Here is a 16,289-nt window from a genome sequence, read left to right as displayed (position 1 = left end):
GCTGAACTCACTACGGCAAGCCGCGAAAGCGGCAACAAATGAAACCTCATAAAAAGCAGATTAATGCTTAAGGGATCACAATGCAGAACAGCGCGATGAAACCCTGGCTGGACTCCTCCTGGCTGGCCGGCGCGAACCAATCCTACATAGAGCAACTCTATGAGGATTTCCTGACCGATCCTGACTCAGTTGATGAAATGTGGCGCGAGCTGTTCCAACAGCTGCCCGGCACTGGCGTGAAACCTGAGCAGTTTCACTCCACCACGCGTGATTACTTCCGCCGCCTGGCAAAAGATGCGACCCGCTACACATCCTCAGTCACCGATCCGGCTACTAATTCCAAACAGGTTAAAGTGCTGCAGCTGATCAATGCGTTCCGCTTCCGCGGCCATCAGCACGCTAACCTCGATCCGCTCGGCCTGTGGAAACAGGATCGGGTGGCGGATCTTGACCCTTCTTATCACGATCTCACCGACGCCGATTTTCAGGAAAGCTTTAACGTAGGTTCCTTTGCCATTGGTAAAGAGACCATGAAGCTGGCTGATCTGTTCGCGGCGCTGCAGCAGACCTATTGTGGCTCGATTGGTGCAGAGTACATGCACATCAACAACACCGATGAGAAACGCTGGATTCAGCAGCGTCTGGAATCGGTGGTCGGCCATGCGTCATTCAGCAGCGACGAGAAAAAAGGTTTCCTGAAAGAGCTGACCGCGGCTGAAGGTCTGGAAAAATACCTCGGCGCGAAATTCCCGGGTGCAAAACGCTTCTCACTGGAAGGCGGTGATGCTCTGGTGCCGATGCTGCGCGAAATGATTCGCCATGCAGGCAAAAGCGGTACGCGTGAAGTGGTACTGGGGATGGCACACCGTGGTCGTCTCAACGTCCTGATTAACGTACTGGGTAAAAAGCCACAGGATCTGTTTGACGAATTCTCCGGCAAACACAAAGAGCACCTCGGCACCGGCGACGTGAAGTACCACATGGGCTTCTCGTCTGACGTTGAAACCGAAGGTGGTTTAGTGCACCTGGCGCTGGCGTTTAACCCGTCACACCTCGAAATCGTAAGCCCAGTGGTCATGGGTTCGGTGCGTGCACGTCTGGATCGTCTGGCTGAGCCAGGCAGCAACAAAGTTCTGCCGATCACCATCCACGGTGATGCGGCGGTGATCGGCCAGGGCGTGGTGCAGGAAACCCTGAACATGTCTGCGGCGCGCGGTTACGAAGTGGGCGGTACCGTTCGCATCGTGATTAACAACCAGGTAGGTTTCACCACCTCGAACCCGAAAGATGCGCGTTCAACGCCTTACTGCACCGACATCGGCAAGATGGTGCTGGCGCCAATCTTCCACGTGAATGCGGACGATCCAGAAGCGGTGGCCTTCGTGACTCGCCTGGCGCTGGATTATCGCAACACCTTTAAACGCGACGTGTTTATCGATCTGGTGTGCTACCGCCGTCACGGCCATAACGAAGCGGATGAGCCAAGTGCAACCCAGCCGCTGATGTACCAGAAAATCAAGAAACATCCAACGCCACGTAAGATCTACGCCGATCAGCTGGAGAGCGAAGGTGTGGCGACGTTAGAAGATGCGACTGAACTGGTCAATCTCTACCGTGATGCGTTGGATGAAGGCGAATGCGTGGTGCCAGAATGGCGTCCGATGAGCCTGCACTCCTTCACATGGTCGCCGTACCTGAACCACGAGTGGGATGAAAACTATCCTGCCACGGTTGAGTACAAACGCCTGCAAGAGCTGGCGCGCCGCATCAGCAGCGTACCGGAAGCCGTCGAAGTGCAGTCGCGCGTGGCGAAGATTTACAATGACCGTAAAGAAATGGCGGAAGGCAACAAGCCATTTGACTGGGGCGGCGCGGAAAACCTGGCGTACGCCACGCTGGTTGACGAAGGTATTCCTGTCCGTCTGTCGGGTGAAGACTCCGGCCGTGGCACCTTCTTCCACCGTCATGCGGTGATCCACAACCAAACCAACGGCTCAACCTACACCCCACTGCACCATGTCCATAACGGCCAGGGTCAGTTCAAGGTCTGGGATTCCGTGCTGTCAGAAGAAGCGGTACTGGCCTTTGAATACGGCTATGCCACCGCAGAACCGCGCGTGCTGACCATTTGGGAAGCGCAGTTCGGCGACTTCGCCAACGGTGCTCAGGTGGTGATCGACCAGTTCATCAGCTCCGGCGAGCAGAAGTGGGGCCGTATGTGTGGCCTCGTGATGCTGCTGCCACACGGTTATGAAGGTCAGGGGCCAGAGCACTCCTCTGCGCGTCTGGAGCGCTATCTGCAACTCTGTGCTGAACAGAACATGCAGGTATGCGTGCCGTCAACGCCAGCACAGGTTTACCACATGCTGCGTCGTCAAGCGCTGCGCGGTATGCGCCGTCCGCTGATTGTGATGTCACCGAAATCGCTGTTGCGCCATCCACTGGCGGTCTCCAGCCTGGAAGAGCTGGCCAATGGCAGCTTCCAACCGGCGATTGGCGAGATTGACGATCTGGATCCGAAACAAGTGAAACGCGTGGTGATGTGTTCCGGTAAGGTTTATTACGATCTGCTGGAACAGCGTCGCAAGAATGAGCAGACCGATGTCGCCATCGTGCGTATCGAACAGCTCTATCCGTTCCCGCACAAAGTAGTGCAGGACGTATTGAAAAATTATGCGCATGTGCAGGATTTCGTCTGGTGTCAGGAAGAGCCACTGAACCAGGGCGCATGGTATTGCAGTCAGCATCATTTCCGCGAAGTGGTTCCCTTCGGTGCGTCACTGCGTTACGCAGGTCGTCCGGCTTCTGCTTCACCAGCCGTGGGCTACATGTCCGTACATCAACAACAGCAGCAAGACCTGGTTAACGACGCGCTGAACCTTGGTTAATTAAAAGGAAAGAAAATGAGTAGCGTAGAAATTCTGGTTCCCGATTTGCCTGAATCCGTAGCGGATGCAACGGTTGCAACCTGGCACAAAAAACCCGGCGATGCGGTCAGTCGCGATGAAGTACTGGTTGAGATTGAAACGGACAAAGTTGTGCTTGAAGTGCCTGCTTCAGCAGACGGTGTACTGGAAGCGATTCTGGAAGACGAAGGCGCTACGGTGCTCTCGCGCCAGCTGTTAGGCCGCCTGGTGGAAGGCAACAGCGGTGGTAAAGAGACCTCTGCGAAAGTAGAAACGAAAGAAGCGACACCAGAACAGCGTAAAACCGCGTCTCTGGAAGAAGAGAGCAACGATGCGCTGAGCCCAGCGGTTCGTCGCCTGATCGCTGAAAACAACCTCGACGCGAGCCAGATTAAAGGCACCGGTGTGGGTGGTCGTCTGACGCGTGAAGATGTTGAGAAGCATGTCGCGAAGAAAGCTGACGGCGCGAAAGCGGCGCCTGCAGCAGCGGCCGCGGCACCACAGGCTGCTGTGGCTAACCGCAGCGAAAAACGCGTACCAATGACGCGTCTGCGTAAGCGTGTGGCTGAGCGTCTGCTGGAAGCGAAAAACAGCACCGCGATGCTGACCACCTTCAACGAAATCAACATGAAGCCGATCATGGATTTGCGTAAGCAGTACGGCGACGCGTTTGAGAAACGTCACGGTGTGCGTTTGGGCTTCATGTCCTTCTACATCAAAGCGGTGGTTGAAGCCCTGAAACGCTATCCAGAAGTGAACGCTTCTATCGATGGCGAAGATGTGGTTTACCACAACTACTTCGACGTCAGCATCGCGGTGTCTACGCCGCGCGGCCTGGTAACCCCAGTGCTGAAAGATGTTGATGCGCTGAGCATGGCTGACATCGAGAAGAAAATTAAAGAACTGGCGGTGAAAGGCCGTGACGGTAAGCTGACGGTTGACGAGCTGACCGGCGGTAACTTCACCATCACCAACGGCGGTGTGTTCGGTTCCCTGATGTCTACGCCGATCATCAACCCACCGCAGAGCGCGATTCTGGGCATGCACGCGATCAAAGAGCGCCCGATGGCGGTCAATGGTCAGGTTGTGATCCTGCCAATGATGTATCTGGCACTCTCTTATGACCACCGTCTGATCGATGGTCGCGAATCCGTGGGCTATCTGGTCGCGGTGAAAGAGATGCTGGAAGATCCGGCGCGTCTGCTGCTGGACGTCTAATTTTCGCCGGGCGCATCGCACAACGGTGCGCCCAAACTCATATCTGAATGGATAGAACATCATGAACTTACATGAATACCAGGCGAAGCAGTTGTTTGCTCGCTATGGCATGCCAGCTCCAACTGGTTACGCCTGCGCTACGCCACGTGAAGCAGAAGAAGCCGCCTCTAAAATTGGCGCAGGTCCGTGGGTAGTAAAATGTCAGGTACATGCCGGTGGCCGCGGTAAAGCGGGTGGCGTGAAAGTGGTGAACAGCAAGGAAGATATCCGTGCATTTGCTGAGCATTGGTTGGGCAAGCGTCTGGTGACCTACCAAACTGATGCTGATGGCCAGCCGGTAAACCAGATTCTGGTTGAAGCCGCGACTGACATCGACCAGGAACTGTATCTGGGTGCGGTCGTTGACCGTGCTACCCGTCGCGTGATCTTCATGGCTTCCACCGAAGGCGGCGTGGAAATCGAGAAAGTGGCGGAAGAAACCCCGCACCTGATCCACAAAATGGCATTGGATCCGCTGGCCGGACCTCAGCCATACCAGGGTCGTGAGTTGGCGTTCAAACTGGGCCTGTCCGGTAAGCAAGTTAGCCAGTTCACCAAAATCTTCATGGGTCTGGCGACCATGTTCCTGGAACGCGACCTGGCGATGGTTGAGATCAACCCGCTGGTGATCACCAAGCAGGGCGACCTGATCTGCCTCGATGGCAAACTGGGCGCCGACGGTAACGCATTGTTCCGTCAGCCTGAGCTGCGTGAAATGCGCGATCCAAGCCAGGAAGATCCACGTGAAGCACACGCAACACAGTGGGAACTGAACTACGTTGCGCTGGATGGCAACATCGGCTGTATGGTGAACGGTGCCGGTCTGGCAATGGGTACCATGGACATCGTGAAACACCACGGTGGCCAGCCTGCTAACTTCCTTGATGTCGGCGGCGGCGCAACCAAAGAGCGCGTAACCGAAGCCTTCAAAATCATCCTGTCTGACGATGCTGTTAAAGCAGTATTCGTTAACATCTTCGGCGGCATCGTGCGTTGCGACCTGATCGCAGACGGCATCATCGGTGCAGTTGCAGAAGTGGGTGTGAACGTGCCAGTGGTGGTACGTCTGGAAGGTAACAACGCCGAGCTGGGCGCGCAGAAACTGGCGGACAGCGGTCTGAACATCATTGCAGCAACCAGCCTGACAGACGCTGCGCAGCGTGTTGTTGCTGCCGCGGAGGGTAAATAATGTCCATTCTTATCGACAAAAACACCAAAGTCATTTGCCAGGGTTTCACCGGTGGCCAGGGGACTTTCCACTCTGAGCAGGCTTTGGCCTATGGTACGCAACTGGTTGGCGGTGTCACGCCAGGCAAAGGCGGCACCACACATCTCGGTCTGCCAGTGTTCAACACCGTGCGTGAAGCAGTAGAAGCCACTGGCGCCACTGCTACCGTGATCTACGTTCCAGCCCCGTTCTGCAAAGACGGTATCCTGGAAGCCATCGACGCAGGCATCAAACTGATCATCACCATCACCGAAGGTATCCCAACGCTGGATATGCTGACCGTGAAAGTGAAGCTGGATGAAGCTGGCGTGCGCATGATTGGCCCGAACTGCCCAGGTGTGATCACCCCAGGCGAATGTAAGATCGGTATCATGCCAGGTCACATTCACCAGCCAGGTCGCGTAGGTATCGTGTCTCGTTCAGGCACCCTGACCTATGAAGCGGTTAAGCAGACCACTGACATCGGCTATGGCCAGTCAACCTGCGTCGGTATCGGTGGTGACCCGATCCCAGGTTCAAACTTCATCGATATCCTGAAAATGTTCCAGGATGACCCACAGACCGAAGTGATCGTCATGATCGGTGAGATCGGTGGTAGCGCGGAAGAAGAAGCCGCAGCCTTCATTAAAGAGCACGTGACCAAGCCGGTTGTGGGCTACATCGCGGGCGTGACTGCACCGAAAGGCAAACGTATGGGCCACGCAGGCGCCATCATTGCTGGCGGTAAAGGCACTGCTGACGAGAAATTCGCCGCGCTGGAAGCGGCCGGTGTGAAAACCGTACGCAGCCTGGCTGACATTGGCGACGCCGTTAAAGCAGTTCTGCCAATCAAATAAGTCATCACTGGTGATGTGCATGAAGCCACCTTCGGGTGGCTTTTTTTATGCCTGAAAGGAAGGGGAAGCCAGTGGCCACAGCGCCCTGTGCAGAGTCACACAAAAAGCAGGGAAAAACCGTAACGGAGATACAATCTGCGGCTATGCTTACTGAGTTGGTAAGGTAAAGATAGGAAAATGTGCGTGATCTCACAGGGGAAATTAAACCTGAGTATCCGGTATTAACGTTAAAAAAATACGGGAGAAGTAATTATTTACTTAATTGCATCACGCGTTCATGACAACTAATTAACAACAACGCTAACACTACATATCTGAAAAATTATTGTCTTAATCCAGATCAATAAAGCGTGAGATATAACAAACTTTACTGCTGGCATCACGCACGACAAACGGTATAAATTGCGCTGCATCAATTCAGTCTTTTCCGCGAATTTTCAGGAGTTTGAGCCAGGCGTTGTTAGCGCAATTCTGTCGCCTTCTTGCATCACACTCCTGCTCGAAACAGATTGAAGCGATCGGTTTTTCGGGAAATTTTCACCACTGTTACTCACTCATTTCGGGCTACAGATTTCTCTGTTCTGTCAGTAATAAAACTGGAATCAATAATCAGTCGTTCCTGGATCTTATTCTGCACGTCAATGTTCGCTGTTTACCGTTGTCAGCCGCAGAGTAAATTCATGCGAGGAGCAAGGAGTCATCATGTTAGATATTGTCGAGCTGTCGCGTTTACAGTTTGCCCTGACGGCGATGTACCATTTCCTGTTCGTCCCCTTAACGCTGGGTATGGCGTTTTTGTTGGCGATCATGGAAACCGTATATGTCCTGACGGGTAAGCAAATTTATAAAGACATGACCAAGTTCTGGGGCAAGTTGTTCGGTATCAACTTTGCGCTGGGTGTCGCAACCGGTCTCACCATGGAGTTTCAGTTCGGGACCAACTGGTCATATTACTCCCACTATGTCGGCGATATCTTTGGTGCGCCGCTCGCCATTGAAGGCTTGATGGCGTTCTTCCTTGAATCCACCTTTGTTGGTCTGTTCTTCTTCGGTTGGGATCGCCTTGGCAAAGTCCAGCACCTGGCGGTAACCTGGCTGGTGGCGCTCGGTTCTAACATGTCTGCGCTGTGGATTCTGGTGGCGAATGGTTGGATGCAAAACCCGATCGCTTCTGAATTCAATTTCGAAACCATGCGCATGGAGATGGTGAGCTTCTCCGAGCTGGTGCTCAACCCGGTTGCGCAGGTGAAATTTGTCCACACCGTGGCGGCAGGTTACACCGCTGGCGCGATGTTCGTGCTGGGTATCAGTGCCTGGTATCTGCTGAAAGGCCGCGATGTGGCTTTCGCTAAGCGCTCATTCGGTATTGCAGCCAGCTTTGGCATGGCCGCGATTCTGTCCGTTATCGTGCTGGGTGATGAATCCGGTTATGAAATGGGTGACGTGCAGAAAACCAAACTGGCGGCAATTGAAGCCGAGTGGGAAACGCAGCCTGCACCTGCGGCCTTCACGCTGTTTGGTATTCCCGATCAGGATTCGCAGGAGAACAAGTACGCGATTCAAATCCCGTATTTGCTCGGGCTGATCGCGACGCGATCGGTGGATACACCGGTCACCGGTCTGAAAGATCTGCTGTCGCAACATGAAGTGCGTATCCGCAACGGCATGAAAGCCTACGCGTTGCTGAATGAACTGCGCGCGGGCAGCAAAGATCCTGCGGTGCGTAGCCAGTTCGAAGCCAGCAAACAGGATCTCGGTTATGGCTTGCTGCTGAAGCGCTACACCCCGGATGTGGCGAATGCGACTGAAGCGCAGATTCAGAAAGCGACACAGGATTCGATTCCACGTGTGGCTCCGCTCTATTTCGCCTTCCGCATCATGGTGCTGTGTGGCGTGTTGCTGCTGGGTATTATCGCTCTGTCATTCCTGAGTGTGATTCGCAACCGCATTGGCAAGAGCCGCTGGCTGCTTAAGGCGGCACTGTACGGTATTCCGCTGCCATGGATTGCCATTGAATCGGGCTGGTTTGTTGCTGAGTACGGTCGTCAGCCTTGGGCGATTGGTGAAGTGTTGCCAACCGCCGTAGCGAACTCCTCACTGACCGTTGGCGATCTGCTGTTCTCAATGATTCTGATTTGCGGTCTCTACACCCTTTTCCTGGTGGCGGAAATGTACCTGATGTTCAAGTTCGCCCGTCTGGGTCCTAGCAGCCTGAAGACTGGCCGCTACCATCATGAGACCGTGAAAGCGGCTGCTCAGCCCGTTCGTGGATAAGGAGAGCAACCATGTTTGATTATGAAGTATTGCGCTTTGTCTGGTGGTTGCTGATTGGCGTGCTGCTAATTGGCTTTGCGGTTACCGACGGGTTTGATATGGGGGTCGGTATGCTGACGCGCATCCTTGGCCGTACCGATACCGAACGACGTATCATGATTAACAGCATCGCCCCGCACTGGGACGGCAACCAGGTATGGCTGATCACCGCGGGTGGCGCGCTGTTTGCCGCCTGGCCAATGGTTTACGCCGCCGCGTTTTCCGGCTTCTATGTGGCGATGATTTTGGTGCTGGCTTCGCTGTTCTTCCGCCCGGTGGGTTTTGACTACCGTTCGAAGATTGAGGACATGCGCTGGCGCAACACCTGGGACTGGGGCATTTTCATCGGCAGCTTTGTACCACCACTGGTGATTGGCGTGGCCTTCGGCAACTTGCTGCAGGGCGTACCTTTCCATGCGGATGAGTATCTGCGTCTGTTCTACACCGGTAACTTCTTCCAGTTACTCAATCCGTTTGGCTTGCTGGCGGGTGTGATCAGCGTCGCGATGATCCTGACACAGGGTGCGACCTATCTGCAGATGCGTACCAACGGCGATCTGCACCTGCGAGCGCGCGGCACCGCGCAAATCAGTGCGCTGGTGATGATGGTGTGCTTCGTATTAGCCGGTGTGTGGGTGAAATACGGAATTGATGGCTATGTGGTGAAAAGCGTCATCGATCATCACGCTGCATCCAACCCGCTGGGCAAAGAAGTGGTGCGTGAAGCCGGTGCGTGGATGGTGAACTTTGAACAGACGCCAATCCTGTGGCTGTTCCCGCTGCTTGGCGTGGTGCTGCCGCTGCTGACCGTGCTCTGTTCGCGCATGGAGAAGGGCGCCTGGGCGTTTGTCTTTTCTTCATTGACGCTGGCATGCGTCATCATGACTGCAGGCATCGCGATGTTCCCGTTCATTATGCCTTCCAGCACCGTGCCGGGCACTAGCCTGACCATGTGGGATGCCACCTCAAGCCTGCTGACGCTGAAAGTGATGACCTTCGCCGCCATCATCTTTGTCCCGATTATCCTCGCCTATACCGCGTGGTGTTATTACAAGATGTTTGGCCGTATCACCAAAGAACACATTGAGAGCAATACGCACTCCCTGTACTGATTAAGGAGATTGAGCATGTGGTATTTTGCCTGGATTCTTGGCACTTTGCTGGCCTGTGCGTTTGGCGTGATCACGGCGCTGGCGATTGAGCAAGCAGAAGAGAGTGGCGCAAAGGATAAACAACACTGATGCGCACACTGATTCAGACGCTGTATCGTCTGATGGACAAGGGCCCGTTACGGGCCCTTTCGCTGATACTGGCGCTGTGGCTGGCGGGCTGTGTTATCTGGCAACCGTCACGCTTTGCCGCCCGCACGAGCGACTTAGCCATCTGGCATGGATTATTGATGATTTGGGCGGTGTGCACCGGCGTGATTCATGGTACGGGCTTCCGTCCATTGCAAACGCGCTGGCGAGCCGTGTTTTCACCGTTGCCTGCGATGATCGTACTGATTCTGGGAATCTATTGGTTCTATCATTGAGCCCCCAAGGCTGTTTTTTATCCGCTTTATTCGGGCGCTGACGTGAGTTTATGTCAGCGCCTGGTCAAGAAATATCCTGAAATTCCTTCCAGTTGTTAACGTGTGATAATTATTTTCTCCTGGCTCTGGCGGACCATTCCCAAGCCGATCTCACTTGCGTATAGTAGCAACGTTTAAAATGAGACCGGGATGTAGAGTGAGTACAACGCTGTTTCGCTGGCCGGTTAGGGTCTATTACGAAGACACCGACGCCGGTGGTGTGGTTTACCACGCCAGTTATCTTGCTTTCTATGAACGAGCACGTACCGAGATGTTGCGCCAGCACCATTTCAATCAACAAGCCCTGTTAGAAGAACAGGTGGCGTTTGTGGTACGACGCATGACGATAGACTTTGTTGCCGCAGCACGTCTTGACGATCTTCTGGATATCCAGAGTGAAGTGACCGCCATGACTCGCGCCACCATGACCTTCTCGCAGCGTATCGTGAATGCAGAAGGCAAAGTGCTGAATGAAGCAGAAGTCCTGATTGCCTGCATCAACCCACATCTAATGAAGCCGATTGCGCTTCCCAAGTCTATTGTCGCGGAGTTCAAGCAGTGACTGACATGAATGTTCTTGATTTGTTCCTGAAGGCGAGCCTTCTGGTCAAACTTATCATGTTGATTTTGATCGGCTTTTCTATTGCCTCATGGGCGATCATTATTCAGCGCACGCGCATCCTGAATGCGGCGGGTCGCGAAGCCGAAGCCTTTGAAGATAAGTTCTGGTCAGGCATCGAATTATCGCGCCTGTATCAGGAAAGCCAGGGACGCCGCGATGAGCTGGGCGGATCTGAGCAAATTTTCTATTCGGGCTTCAAAGAGTTTGCCCGTTTGCACCGTGCTAACAACCACGCGCCAGAAGCGGTGGTCGAGGGAGCCAGCCGTGCGATGCGCATCTCAATGAACCGTGAACTGGAAGCGCTGGAAAACCACATTCCTTTCCTTGGCACCGTTGGTTCCATCAGCCCGTATATCGGTCTGTTCGGTACGGTGTGGGGGATCATGCACGCCTTTATCGCGCTTGGCGCGGTGAAACAGGCGACGTTGCAGATGGTTGCGCCGGGTATTGCCGAAGCGCTGATCGCCACTGCCATCGGTTTGTTCGCGGCCATTCCTGCCGTTATGGCGTATAACCGTCTGAACCAGCGCGTCAACAAGCTGGAGCAGGGCTACGACAACTTTATGGAAGAGTTCACGGCTATCCTGCATCGTCAGGCTTTCTCCACCGACAACACGAAGTAAGTCGAGGTTAACGATGGCCAGAACCCGTGGTCGCGGGCGCCGCGACCTTAAGTCGGAAATCAACATAGTTCCACTGCTGGACGTACTGTTGGTGTTGCTGCTCATCTTTATGGCAACTGCGCCGATTATTACGCAAAGCGTGGAAGTGGACCTGCCTGATGCGACCGACTCGAAAACGGTCTCAACGGATGATAATCCCCCGGTCATTGTTGAAGTGGCTGGCGTCGGGCAATACAGCCTGGTGGTGGATCACGATCGTATGACGCAGCTGCCGCCGGAACAGGTGGTAAGCGAAGCACAGCGCCGCATTGAAGCCAATCCGAAGACGGTATTCCTGATTGGTGGAGCAAAAGACGTGCCTTACGACGAAATCATCAAGGCGTTGAACCTGTTACATCAGGCAGGCGTGAAATCTGTCGGTTTGATGACACAGCCGATTTAAAGCGAACCGTTTTTGGGATCCGAGAGTGTCGAAGGTAACCGAGCAGAACGACAAGTTAAAACGCGCGATAATCATTTCGGTGATTCTGCACATCGTGCTGATCGCCCTGCTGATCTGGAGCTCGTTTAACGAAAAGATCGAATCCAGCGGCGGTGGCGGCGGCAGTGACATTGATGCCGTGATGGTCGATTCCGGCGCGGTGGTTGAACAGTACAACCGCCAGCAGAATCAGCAACGCGACAGCCAGCGTGCCGAGCAGCAGCGTCAGAAACAGTCGCAGCAGCAGGCCGAAGAGTTACAGCAGAAGCAAGCCGCTGAGCAGCAGCGTCTGAAAGAGCTGGAAAAAGAGCGTTTGCAGGCGCAGCAGGAAGCCAAAGAGCAGGCCAAACAGCAAGCTGAGCAACAGAAAGCCGCTGAAGCGGCCGCGAAGCAGGCGCAGGATCAGCAGAAAGCTGCAGAAGCGGCTGCCGCAAAAGCTAAGGCCGACGCCAAAGCTGAAGCGGATGCGCAAGCTAAAGCGGCGGCAGATGCCAAAGCCAAAGCGGTAGAAGAGGCGAAGCAGGCTGCAGCGGACGCGAAGAAGAAAGCGGACGAACAGGCCAAAGCAGCGGCTGCTGAAGCGGCGAAAGAGAAAGCGGTAGAGCAAGCCAAAGCCGCCGCCGAAGCGAAAGCGCAAGCTGCCGCAGAGGCCAAAGCACAGGCTGCAGCTGATGCGAAGGCGAAAGCCGCTCAGGAAGCCAAAGAGGCTAAAGAGCAAGCTGCCGCAGAAGCAAAAGAGAAAGCCGCTGAGGCAGCGAAAGAGAAAGCGGCTGCCGATGCGAAAGCGAAAGCGGATGCTGCCGCGAAAGCGAAAGCTGATGCAGCAGCCAAAGCGAAAGCAGCCGCAGATGCTAAAAAGAAAGCCGCTTCTGAAGCTGCCAAGAATGAAAGTGATGTTGATGACCTGTTAGGTGGTCTCTCGTCCGGTAAGAATGCACCGAAAAGTGGCACGGCTTCTGGCGGTGCGGCAGGGCAGGGGAATCAGAAGAAAGCGGGTGCATCAGGCGCTGAGATTAACTCTTACTTGGGCCAGGTCGTTGGTGCGATTCAAAGTCGCTTCTACGATGCGGATACCTTTAAGGGTAAAGAGTGTAATCTGCGTATTAAATTGGCACCTGACGGTTTGCTGATTGATGTCAAAGCAGAAGGTGGCGACCCGGCATTGTGCCAGGCCGCAATCACCGCCGCGAAGCAGGCTCGAATTCCTAAGCCGCCATCGCAAGCGGTGTATGAAGTGTTTAAAAACGCCCCAATGCGTTTCAAACCGGAATAATGCAGTAACTCACGGCAGGTTGAACTAAGGTTAGCTTGCCGTAATTTATGAACACTCGTGTTTTTCAGGAACTGTGCGAATTATCGTGGACTCAGGTTCAGATAAGGGAGAAAAGATGAAGCAGGCACTTCGTGTAACCTTAGGTTTTTTTGTACTGCTGTGGGCAGCCATGCTGCACGCAGAAGTGCGCATTGAAATTACGCAGGGCGTGAACACCGCACGTCCAATTGGTGTGGTGCCGTTCAAATGGGCTGGCCCAGGCGCGGCGCCAGAAGACATTGGCGGCATCGTCGCGGCTGACTTGCGCAATAGCGGTAAATTCAACCCGCTGGATCGTTCACGTCTGCCACAGCAGCCGACTAGCGCGCAGGAAGTGCAACCTGCTGCCTGGAGCGCATTGGGTATTGATGCGGTTGTCGTGGGCCAGGTCACGCCAAACCCGGACGGTAGCTACCAGATCGCTTACCAGCTGGTGGACACTGGCGGTGCACCGGGCACGGTGCTGGCGCAGAACTCTTACAAAGTCACTAAGCAATGGCTGCGTTATGCAGGCCACACTGCCAGTGATGAAGTGTTTGAGAAGCTGACGGGTATCAAAGGCGCATTCCGTACGCGTATTGCTTACGTGGTGCAGACCAACGGCGGTCAGTTCCCGTATGAGCTGCGTGTGTCCGACTACGATGGCTACAACCAGTTTACCGTGCATCGTTCACCTGAACCGCTGATGTCTCCGGCCTGGTCTCCAGACGGCAGCAAAGTGGCTTACGTGACCTTTGAGAGCGGCAAATCGGCGCTGGTAGTGCAAACGCTGGCAAACGGTGCGATTCGTCAGGTCGCTTCTTATCCACGTCACAACGGTGCACCGGCCTTCTCGCCGGACGGCTCTAAACTGGCGTTCGCGCTGTCTAAAACCGGCAGCCTGAACCTGTATGTGATGGATTTGGCTTCTGGCCAGACGCGTCAGGTGACCGATGGTCGCTACAACAGCACCGAACCGACCTGGTTCCCGGACAGCCAGACACTGGCTTACACTTCGGATCAGGCAGGTGCGCCTCAGATTTATAAGATTGGTATTAACGGCGGTGCGCCACAACGTATTACCTGGGAAGGTGCGCAGAACCAGGATGCGGATGTGTCAACTGACGGCAAAACCATGGTGATGATCAGCAGCGCCGGTGGTGCTCAGCATGTCGCCAAACAGGATCTGGTAACGGGAGCCGTTCAAACAATAACGGACACGTTCCTGGATGAGACGCCAAGTCTGGCGCCTAACGGCACGATGGTAATCTATAGCTCTACTCAGGGGATGGGTTCCGTGTTGCAGTTGGTTTCAACAGATGGGCGTTTCAAAGCGCGTCTTCCGGCAACCGATGGACAGGTCAAATTCCCTGCCTGGTCGCCGTATCTGTAATGCATGAGTCCCCTGCATAGCGGGGGATGACAATGTATAGCAAACAAAATAATAGGATAAAGAAATGCAACTGAACAAAGTGCTGAAGGGTTTGATGCTGGCTCTGCCGGTAATCGCGGTAGCTGCATGTAGCTCGCACAAAAACAACAACAACGACCAGACTGGTATGGGCGCAGACAACGGCGCTTACGGTGCTGGCCAGAACGGTAACATGTCTTCTGACGAGCAAGCGCGTCTGCAGATGCAGCAGCTGCAGCAGAACAACATCGTTTACTTCGGTCTGGATAAGTACGACGTGTCTTCTGACTATGCTCAGATGCTGGATCAGCACGCTAACTTCCTGCGTGGCAACCCGTCTTACAAAGTGACCATCGAAGGTCACGCGGATGAGCGCGGTACCCCAGAGTACAACATCGCCCTGGGCGAACGTCGTGCTAGCGCAGTGAAAATGTACCTGCAGGGTAAAGGCGTTTCTGCTGACCAGATGTCTATCGTTTCTTACGGTAAAGAAAAACCAGCTGTACTGGGTCATGACGAAGCGGCTTACGCTAAAAACCGTCGTGCCGTACTGGTTTACTAAGAGCATTACATGATGAGTAACTTCAGACTTCATTTATTGAGTCTGTCGTTACTGGTTGGCGTAGCGGCCCCCTGGGCCGCTAATGCCCAGGCGTCAATCAGTAGCGTTGGCTCAGGCTCGGTCGAAGACCGTGTCACCAATCTTGAACGTATCTCCAATGCCCAGGCTCAGCTTCTGCAGCAGTTGCAGCAGCAGATGAGTGACAACCAAAGCGATATCGATTCGCTGCGCGGCCAAATCCAGCAGAACAGCTATCAACTTAATCAGGTGATTGAGCGCCAGAAGCAGCTCTATCAGCAGATCGATACGTTGAGCAGCGGTAATGCGGGGGCACAGGCGAGCGGTGGCGGTGATGCCGCAGCGGCGGGCGCAGGTGCAGCAGCGGGAAACGCTGATGCAGGTGGTAGCAATGCCAGTGGAAGTTCCGCTGCCCCTGCACAAACCGGCGATGCGAATACCGATTACAATGCGGCAGTTGCGCTGATTCTTGAGAAGAAACAGTTCGATCAGGCCATCACGGCCCTGCAGGCGTGGGTGAAGAAGTATCCTGACTCCACCTACCAGCCCAATGCCAATTACTGGCTCGGTCAGTTGTATTACAACAAGGGCAAGAAAGATGATGCCGCTTATTATTTTGCCACTGTGGTAAAGAATTACGCGAAATCGCCGAAAGCCCCGGAAGCGCTGTTTAAGGTTGGCGTGATCATGCAAGAGAAGAACGATACGGCGAAAGCCAAAGCGGTCTATCAACAAGTGATCAAACAATTCCCGACCAGCGAATCTGCCAAGCTGGCGCAAAAGCGTCTGGCTGGGATGTAATTCGTGCAGCAGAGACCGGATTTCGTATGATTTCTGGTCTTGCAGCATGAAAGGTAAGCAATTGAGTGATTTGGTGATAAATAAGGGTTGCGCCCTCCCGCTAAATCAGTAATATATGCCGCCGTTGCCCGGGCAGTTTAACAAAGCGTCCGGCAGCCTGAAGATGGGTCGTTAGCTCAGTTGGTAGAGCAGTTGACTTTTAATCAATTGGTCGCAGGTTCGAATCCTGCACGACCCACCATCTTAACCTGCTGTATGTTAGATGTTTTCTTCAGAAGCTTCACAACCTTGATGGGTCGTTAGCTCAGTTGGTAGAGCAGTTGACTTTTAATCAATTGGTCGCAGGTTCGAATCCTGCACGACCCAC

Annotated in this window: 15 protein-coding genes and 2 tRNA genes; all 17 read left to right on the top strand. The window is 54.2% G+C overall.

Annotated elements, in window-relative coordinates; translation table 11 throughout:
* Nucleotides 1-80: 80 nt before the first annotated feature.
* The 17 genes from sucA to QMZ65_RS23625 all read left to right on the top strand — a co-directional run bounded on the left by sucA (nucleotide 81) and on the right by QMZ65_RS23625 (nucleotide 16,288).
* On the top strand, nucleotides 81-2,888 hold the full coding sequence (gene sucA / locus QMZ65_RS23705) for a 2-oxoglutarate dehydrogenase E1 component (RefSeq protein ID WP_097117415.1): 2,808 nt from the start codon (nucleotides 81-83) through the stop codon (nucleotides 2,886-2,888).
* Between the two features lie 15 nt (nucleotides 2,889-2,903).
* Nucleotides 2,904-4,124: a 2-oxoglutarate dehydrogenase complex dihydrolipoyllysine-residue succinyltransferase gene (gene odhB, locus QMZ65_RS23700; RefSeq protein WP_034829152.1), complete on the top strand. Its 1,221-nt coding sequence runs from the start codon at nucleotides 2,904-2,906 to the stop codon at nucleotides 4,122-4,124.
* 61 nt (nucleotides 4,125-4,185) lie between these two features.
* Nucleotides 4,186-5,352: an ADP-forming succinate--CoA ligase subunit beta gene (gene sucC / locus QMZ65_RS23695; protein ID WP_097117414.1), complete on the top strand. Its 1,167-nt coding sequence runs from the start codon at nucleotides 4,186-4,188 to the stop codon at nucleotides 5,350-5,352.
* Complete coding sequence (sucD, locus tag QMZ65_RS23690; protein ID WP_034829155.1) at nucleotides 5,352-6,227, top strand: succinate--CoA ligase subunit alpha; 876 nt, start codon at nucleotides 5,352-5,354, stop codon at nucleotides 6,225-6,227. Before sucC ends, sucD begins: the two co-directional genes overlap by 1 nt.
* 702 nt (nucleotides 6,228-6,929) lie before the next feature.
* Nucleotides 6,930-8,501, top strand: a complete 1,572-nt coding sequence (gene cydA, locus QMZ65_RS23685) for a cytochrome ubiquinol oxidase subunit I (protein WP_058962353.1) — start codon at nucleotides 6,930-6,932, stop codon at nucleotides 8,499-8,501.
* A gap of 11 nt (nucleotides 8,502-8,512) precedes the next feature.
* Nucleotides 8,513-9,652 carry a cytochrome d ubiquinol oxidase subunit II gene (cydB, locus tag QMZ65_RS23680; RefSeq protein ID WP_058962354.1) on the top strand — a complete coding sequence of 380 codons (1,140 nt, stop codon included), beginning with the start codon at nucleotides 8,513-8,515 and terminating at the stop codon, nucleotides 9,650-9,652.
* A gap of 15 nt (nucleotides 9,653-9,667) precedes the next feature.
* Entirely contained in the window at nucleotides 9,668-9,781 is a 114-nt protein-coding gene (gene cydX / locus QMZ65_RS23675; protein WP_058962355.1) for a cytochrome bd-I oxidase subunit CydX, read from the top strand.
* Nucleotides 9,781-10,074: a cyd operon protein YbgE gene (gene ybgE / locus QMZ65_RS23670; RefSeq protein WP_045833524.1), complete on the top strand. Its 294-nt coding sequence runs from the start codon at nucleotides 9,781-9,783 to the stop codon at nucleotides 10,072-10,074. The genes cydX and ybgE overlap by 1 nt, the downstream gene beginning before the upstream one ends.
* Nucleotides 10,075-10,252: 178 nt before the next feature.
* Nucleotides 10,253-10,675 (top strand): tol-pal system-associated acyl-CoA thioesterase, encoded by a 423-nt coding sequence (gene ybgC / locus QMZ65_RS23665; protein ID WP_202404442.1) that lies wholly within the window; start codon nucleotides 10,253-10,255, stop codon nucleotides 10,673-10,675.
* Nucleotides 10,672-11,358 carry a Tol-Pal system protein TolQ gene (gene tolQ, locus QMZ65_RS23660; RefSeq protein ID WP_034829162.1) on the top strand — a complete coding sequence of 229 codons (687 nt, stop codon included), beginning with the start codon at nucleotides 10,672-10,674 and terminating at the stop codon, nucleotides 11,356-11,358. The genes ybgC and tolQ overlap by 4 nt, the downstream gene beginning before the upstream one ends.
* A 13-nt stretch (nucleotides 11,359-11,371) precedes the next feature.
* Nucleotides 11,372-11,800 (top strand): colicin uptake protein TolR, encoded by a 429-nt coding sequence (tolR, locus tag QMZ65_RS23655; protein ID WP_034829164.1) that lies wholly within the window; start codon nucleotides 11,372-11,374, stop codon nucleotides 11,798-11,800.
* Between the two features lie 25 nt (nucleotides 11,801-11,825).
* Entirely contained in the window at nucleotides 11,826-13,112 is a 1,287-nt protein-coding gene (tolA, locus tag QMZ65_RS23650; protein WP_283216859.1) for a cell envelope integrity protein TolA, read from the top strand.
* A gap of 115 nt (nucleotides 13,113-13,227) precedes the next feature.
* The gene (gene tolB / locus QMZ65_RS23645; protein ID WP_160832594.1) at nucleotides 13,228-14,523 is read left to right on the top strand and encodes a Tol-Pal system beta propeller repeat protein TolB; all 1,296 of its coding nucleotides are present in this window, start codon (nucleotides 13,228-13,230) and stop codon (nucleotides 14,521-14,523) included.
* A 64-nt stretch (nucleotides 14,524-14,587) separates the two neighbouring features.
* Complete coding sequence (gene pal / locus QMZ65_RS23640; protein WP_283216858.1) at nucleotides 14,588-15,103, top strand: peptidoglycan-associated lipoprotein Pal; 516 nt, start codon at nucleotides 14,588-14,590, stop codon at nucleotides 15,101-15,103.
* Nucleotides 15,104-15,112: 9 nt separating this feature from the next.
* Nucleotides 15,113-15,922, top strand: a complete 810-nt coding sequence (cpoB, locus tag QMZ65_RS23635) for a cell division protein CpoB (RefSeq protein WP_058962357.1) — start codon at nucleotides 15,113-15,115, stop codon at nucleotides 15,920-15,922.
* A gap of 165 nt (nucleotides 15,923-16,087) precedes the next feature.
* Nucleotides 16,088-16,163 (top strand) — tRNA-Lys (locus QMZ65_RS23630).
* A 52-nt stretch (nucleotides 16,164-16,215) separates the two neighbouring features.
* Nucleotides 16,216-16,288, top strand: a tRNA-Lys gene (locus QMZ65_RS23625).
* Nucleotide 16,289: the final 1 nt, after the last annotated feature.

The organism is Pantoea sp. EABMAA-21 (assembly GCF_030053335.1).
In the GTDB taxonomy this organism is placed as follows: Bacteria; Pseudomonadota; Gammaproteobacteria; order Enterobacterales; family Enterobacteriaceae; genus Pantoea; species Pantoea communis.
This window is presented reverse-complemented; position numbering and strand designations above follow the sequence as displayed.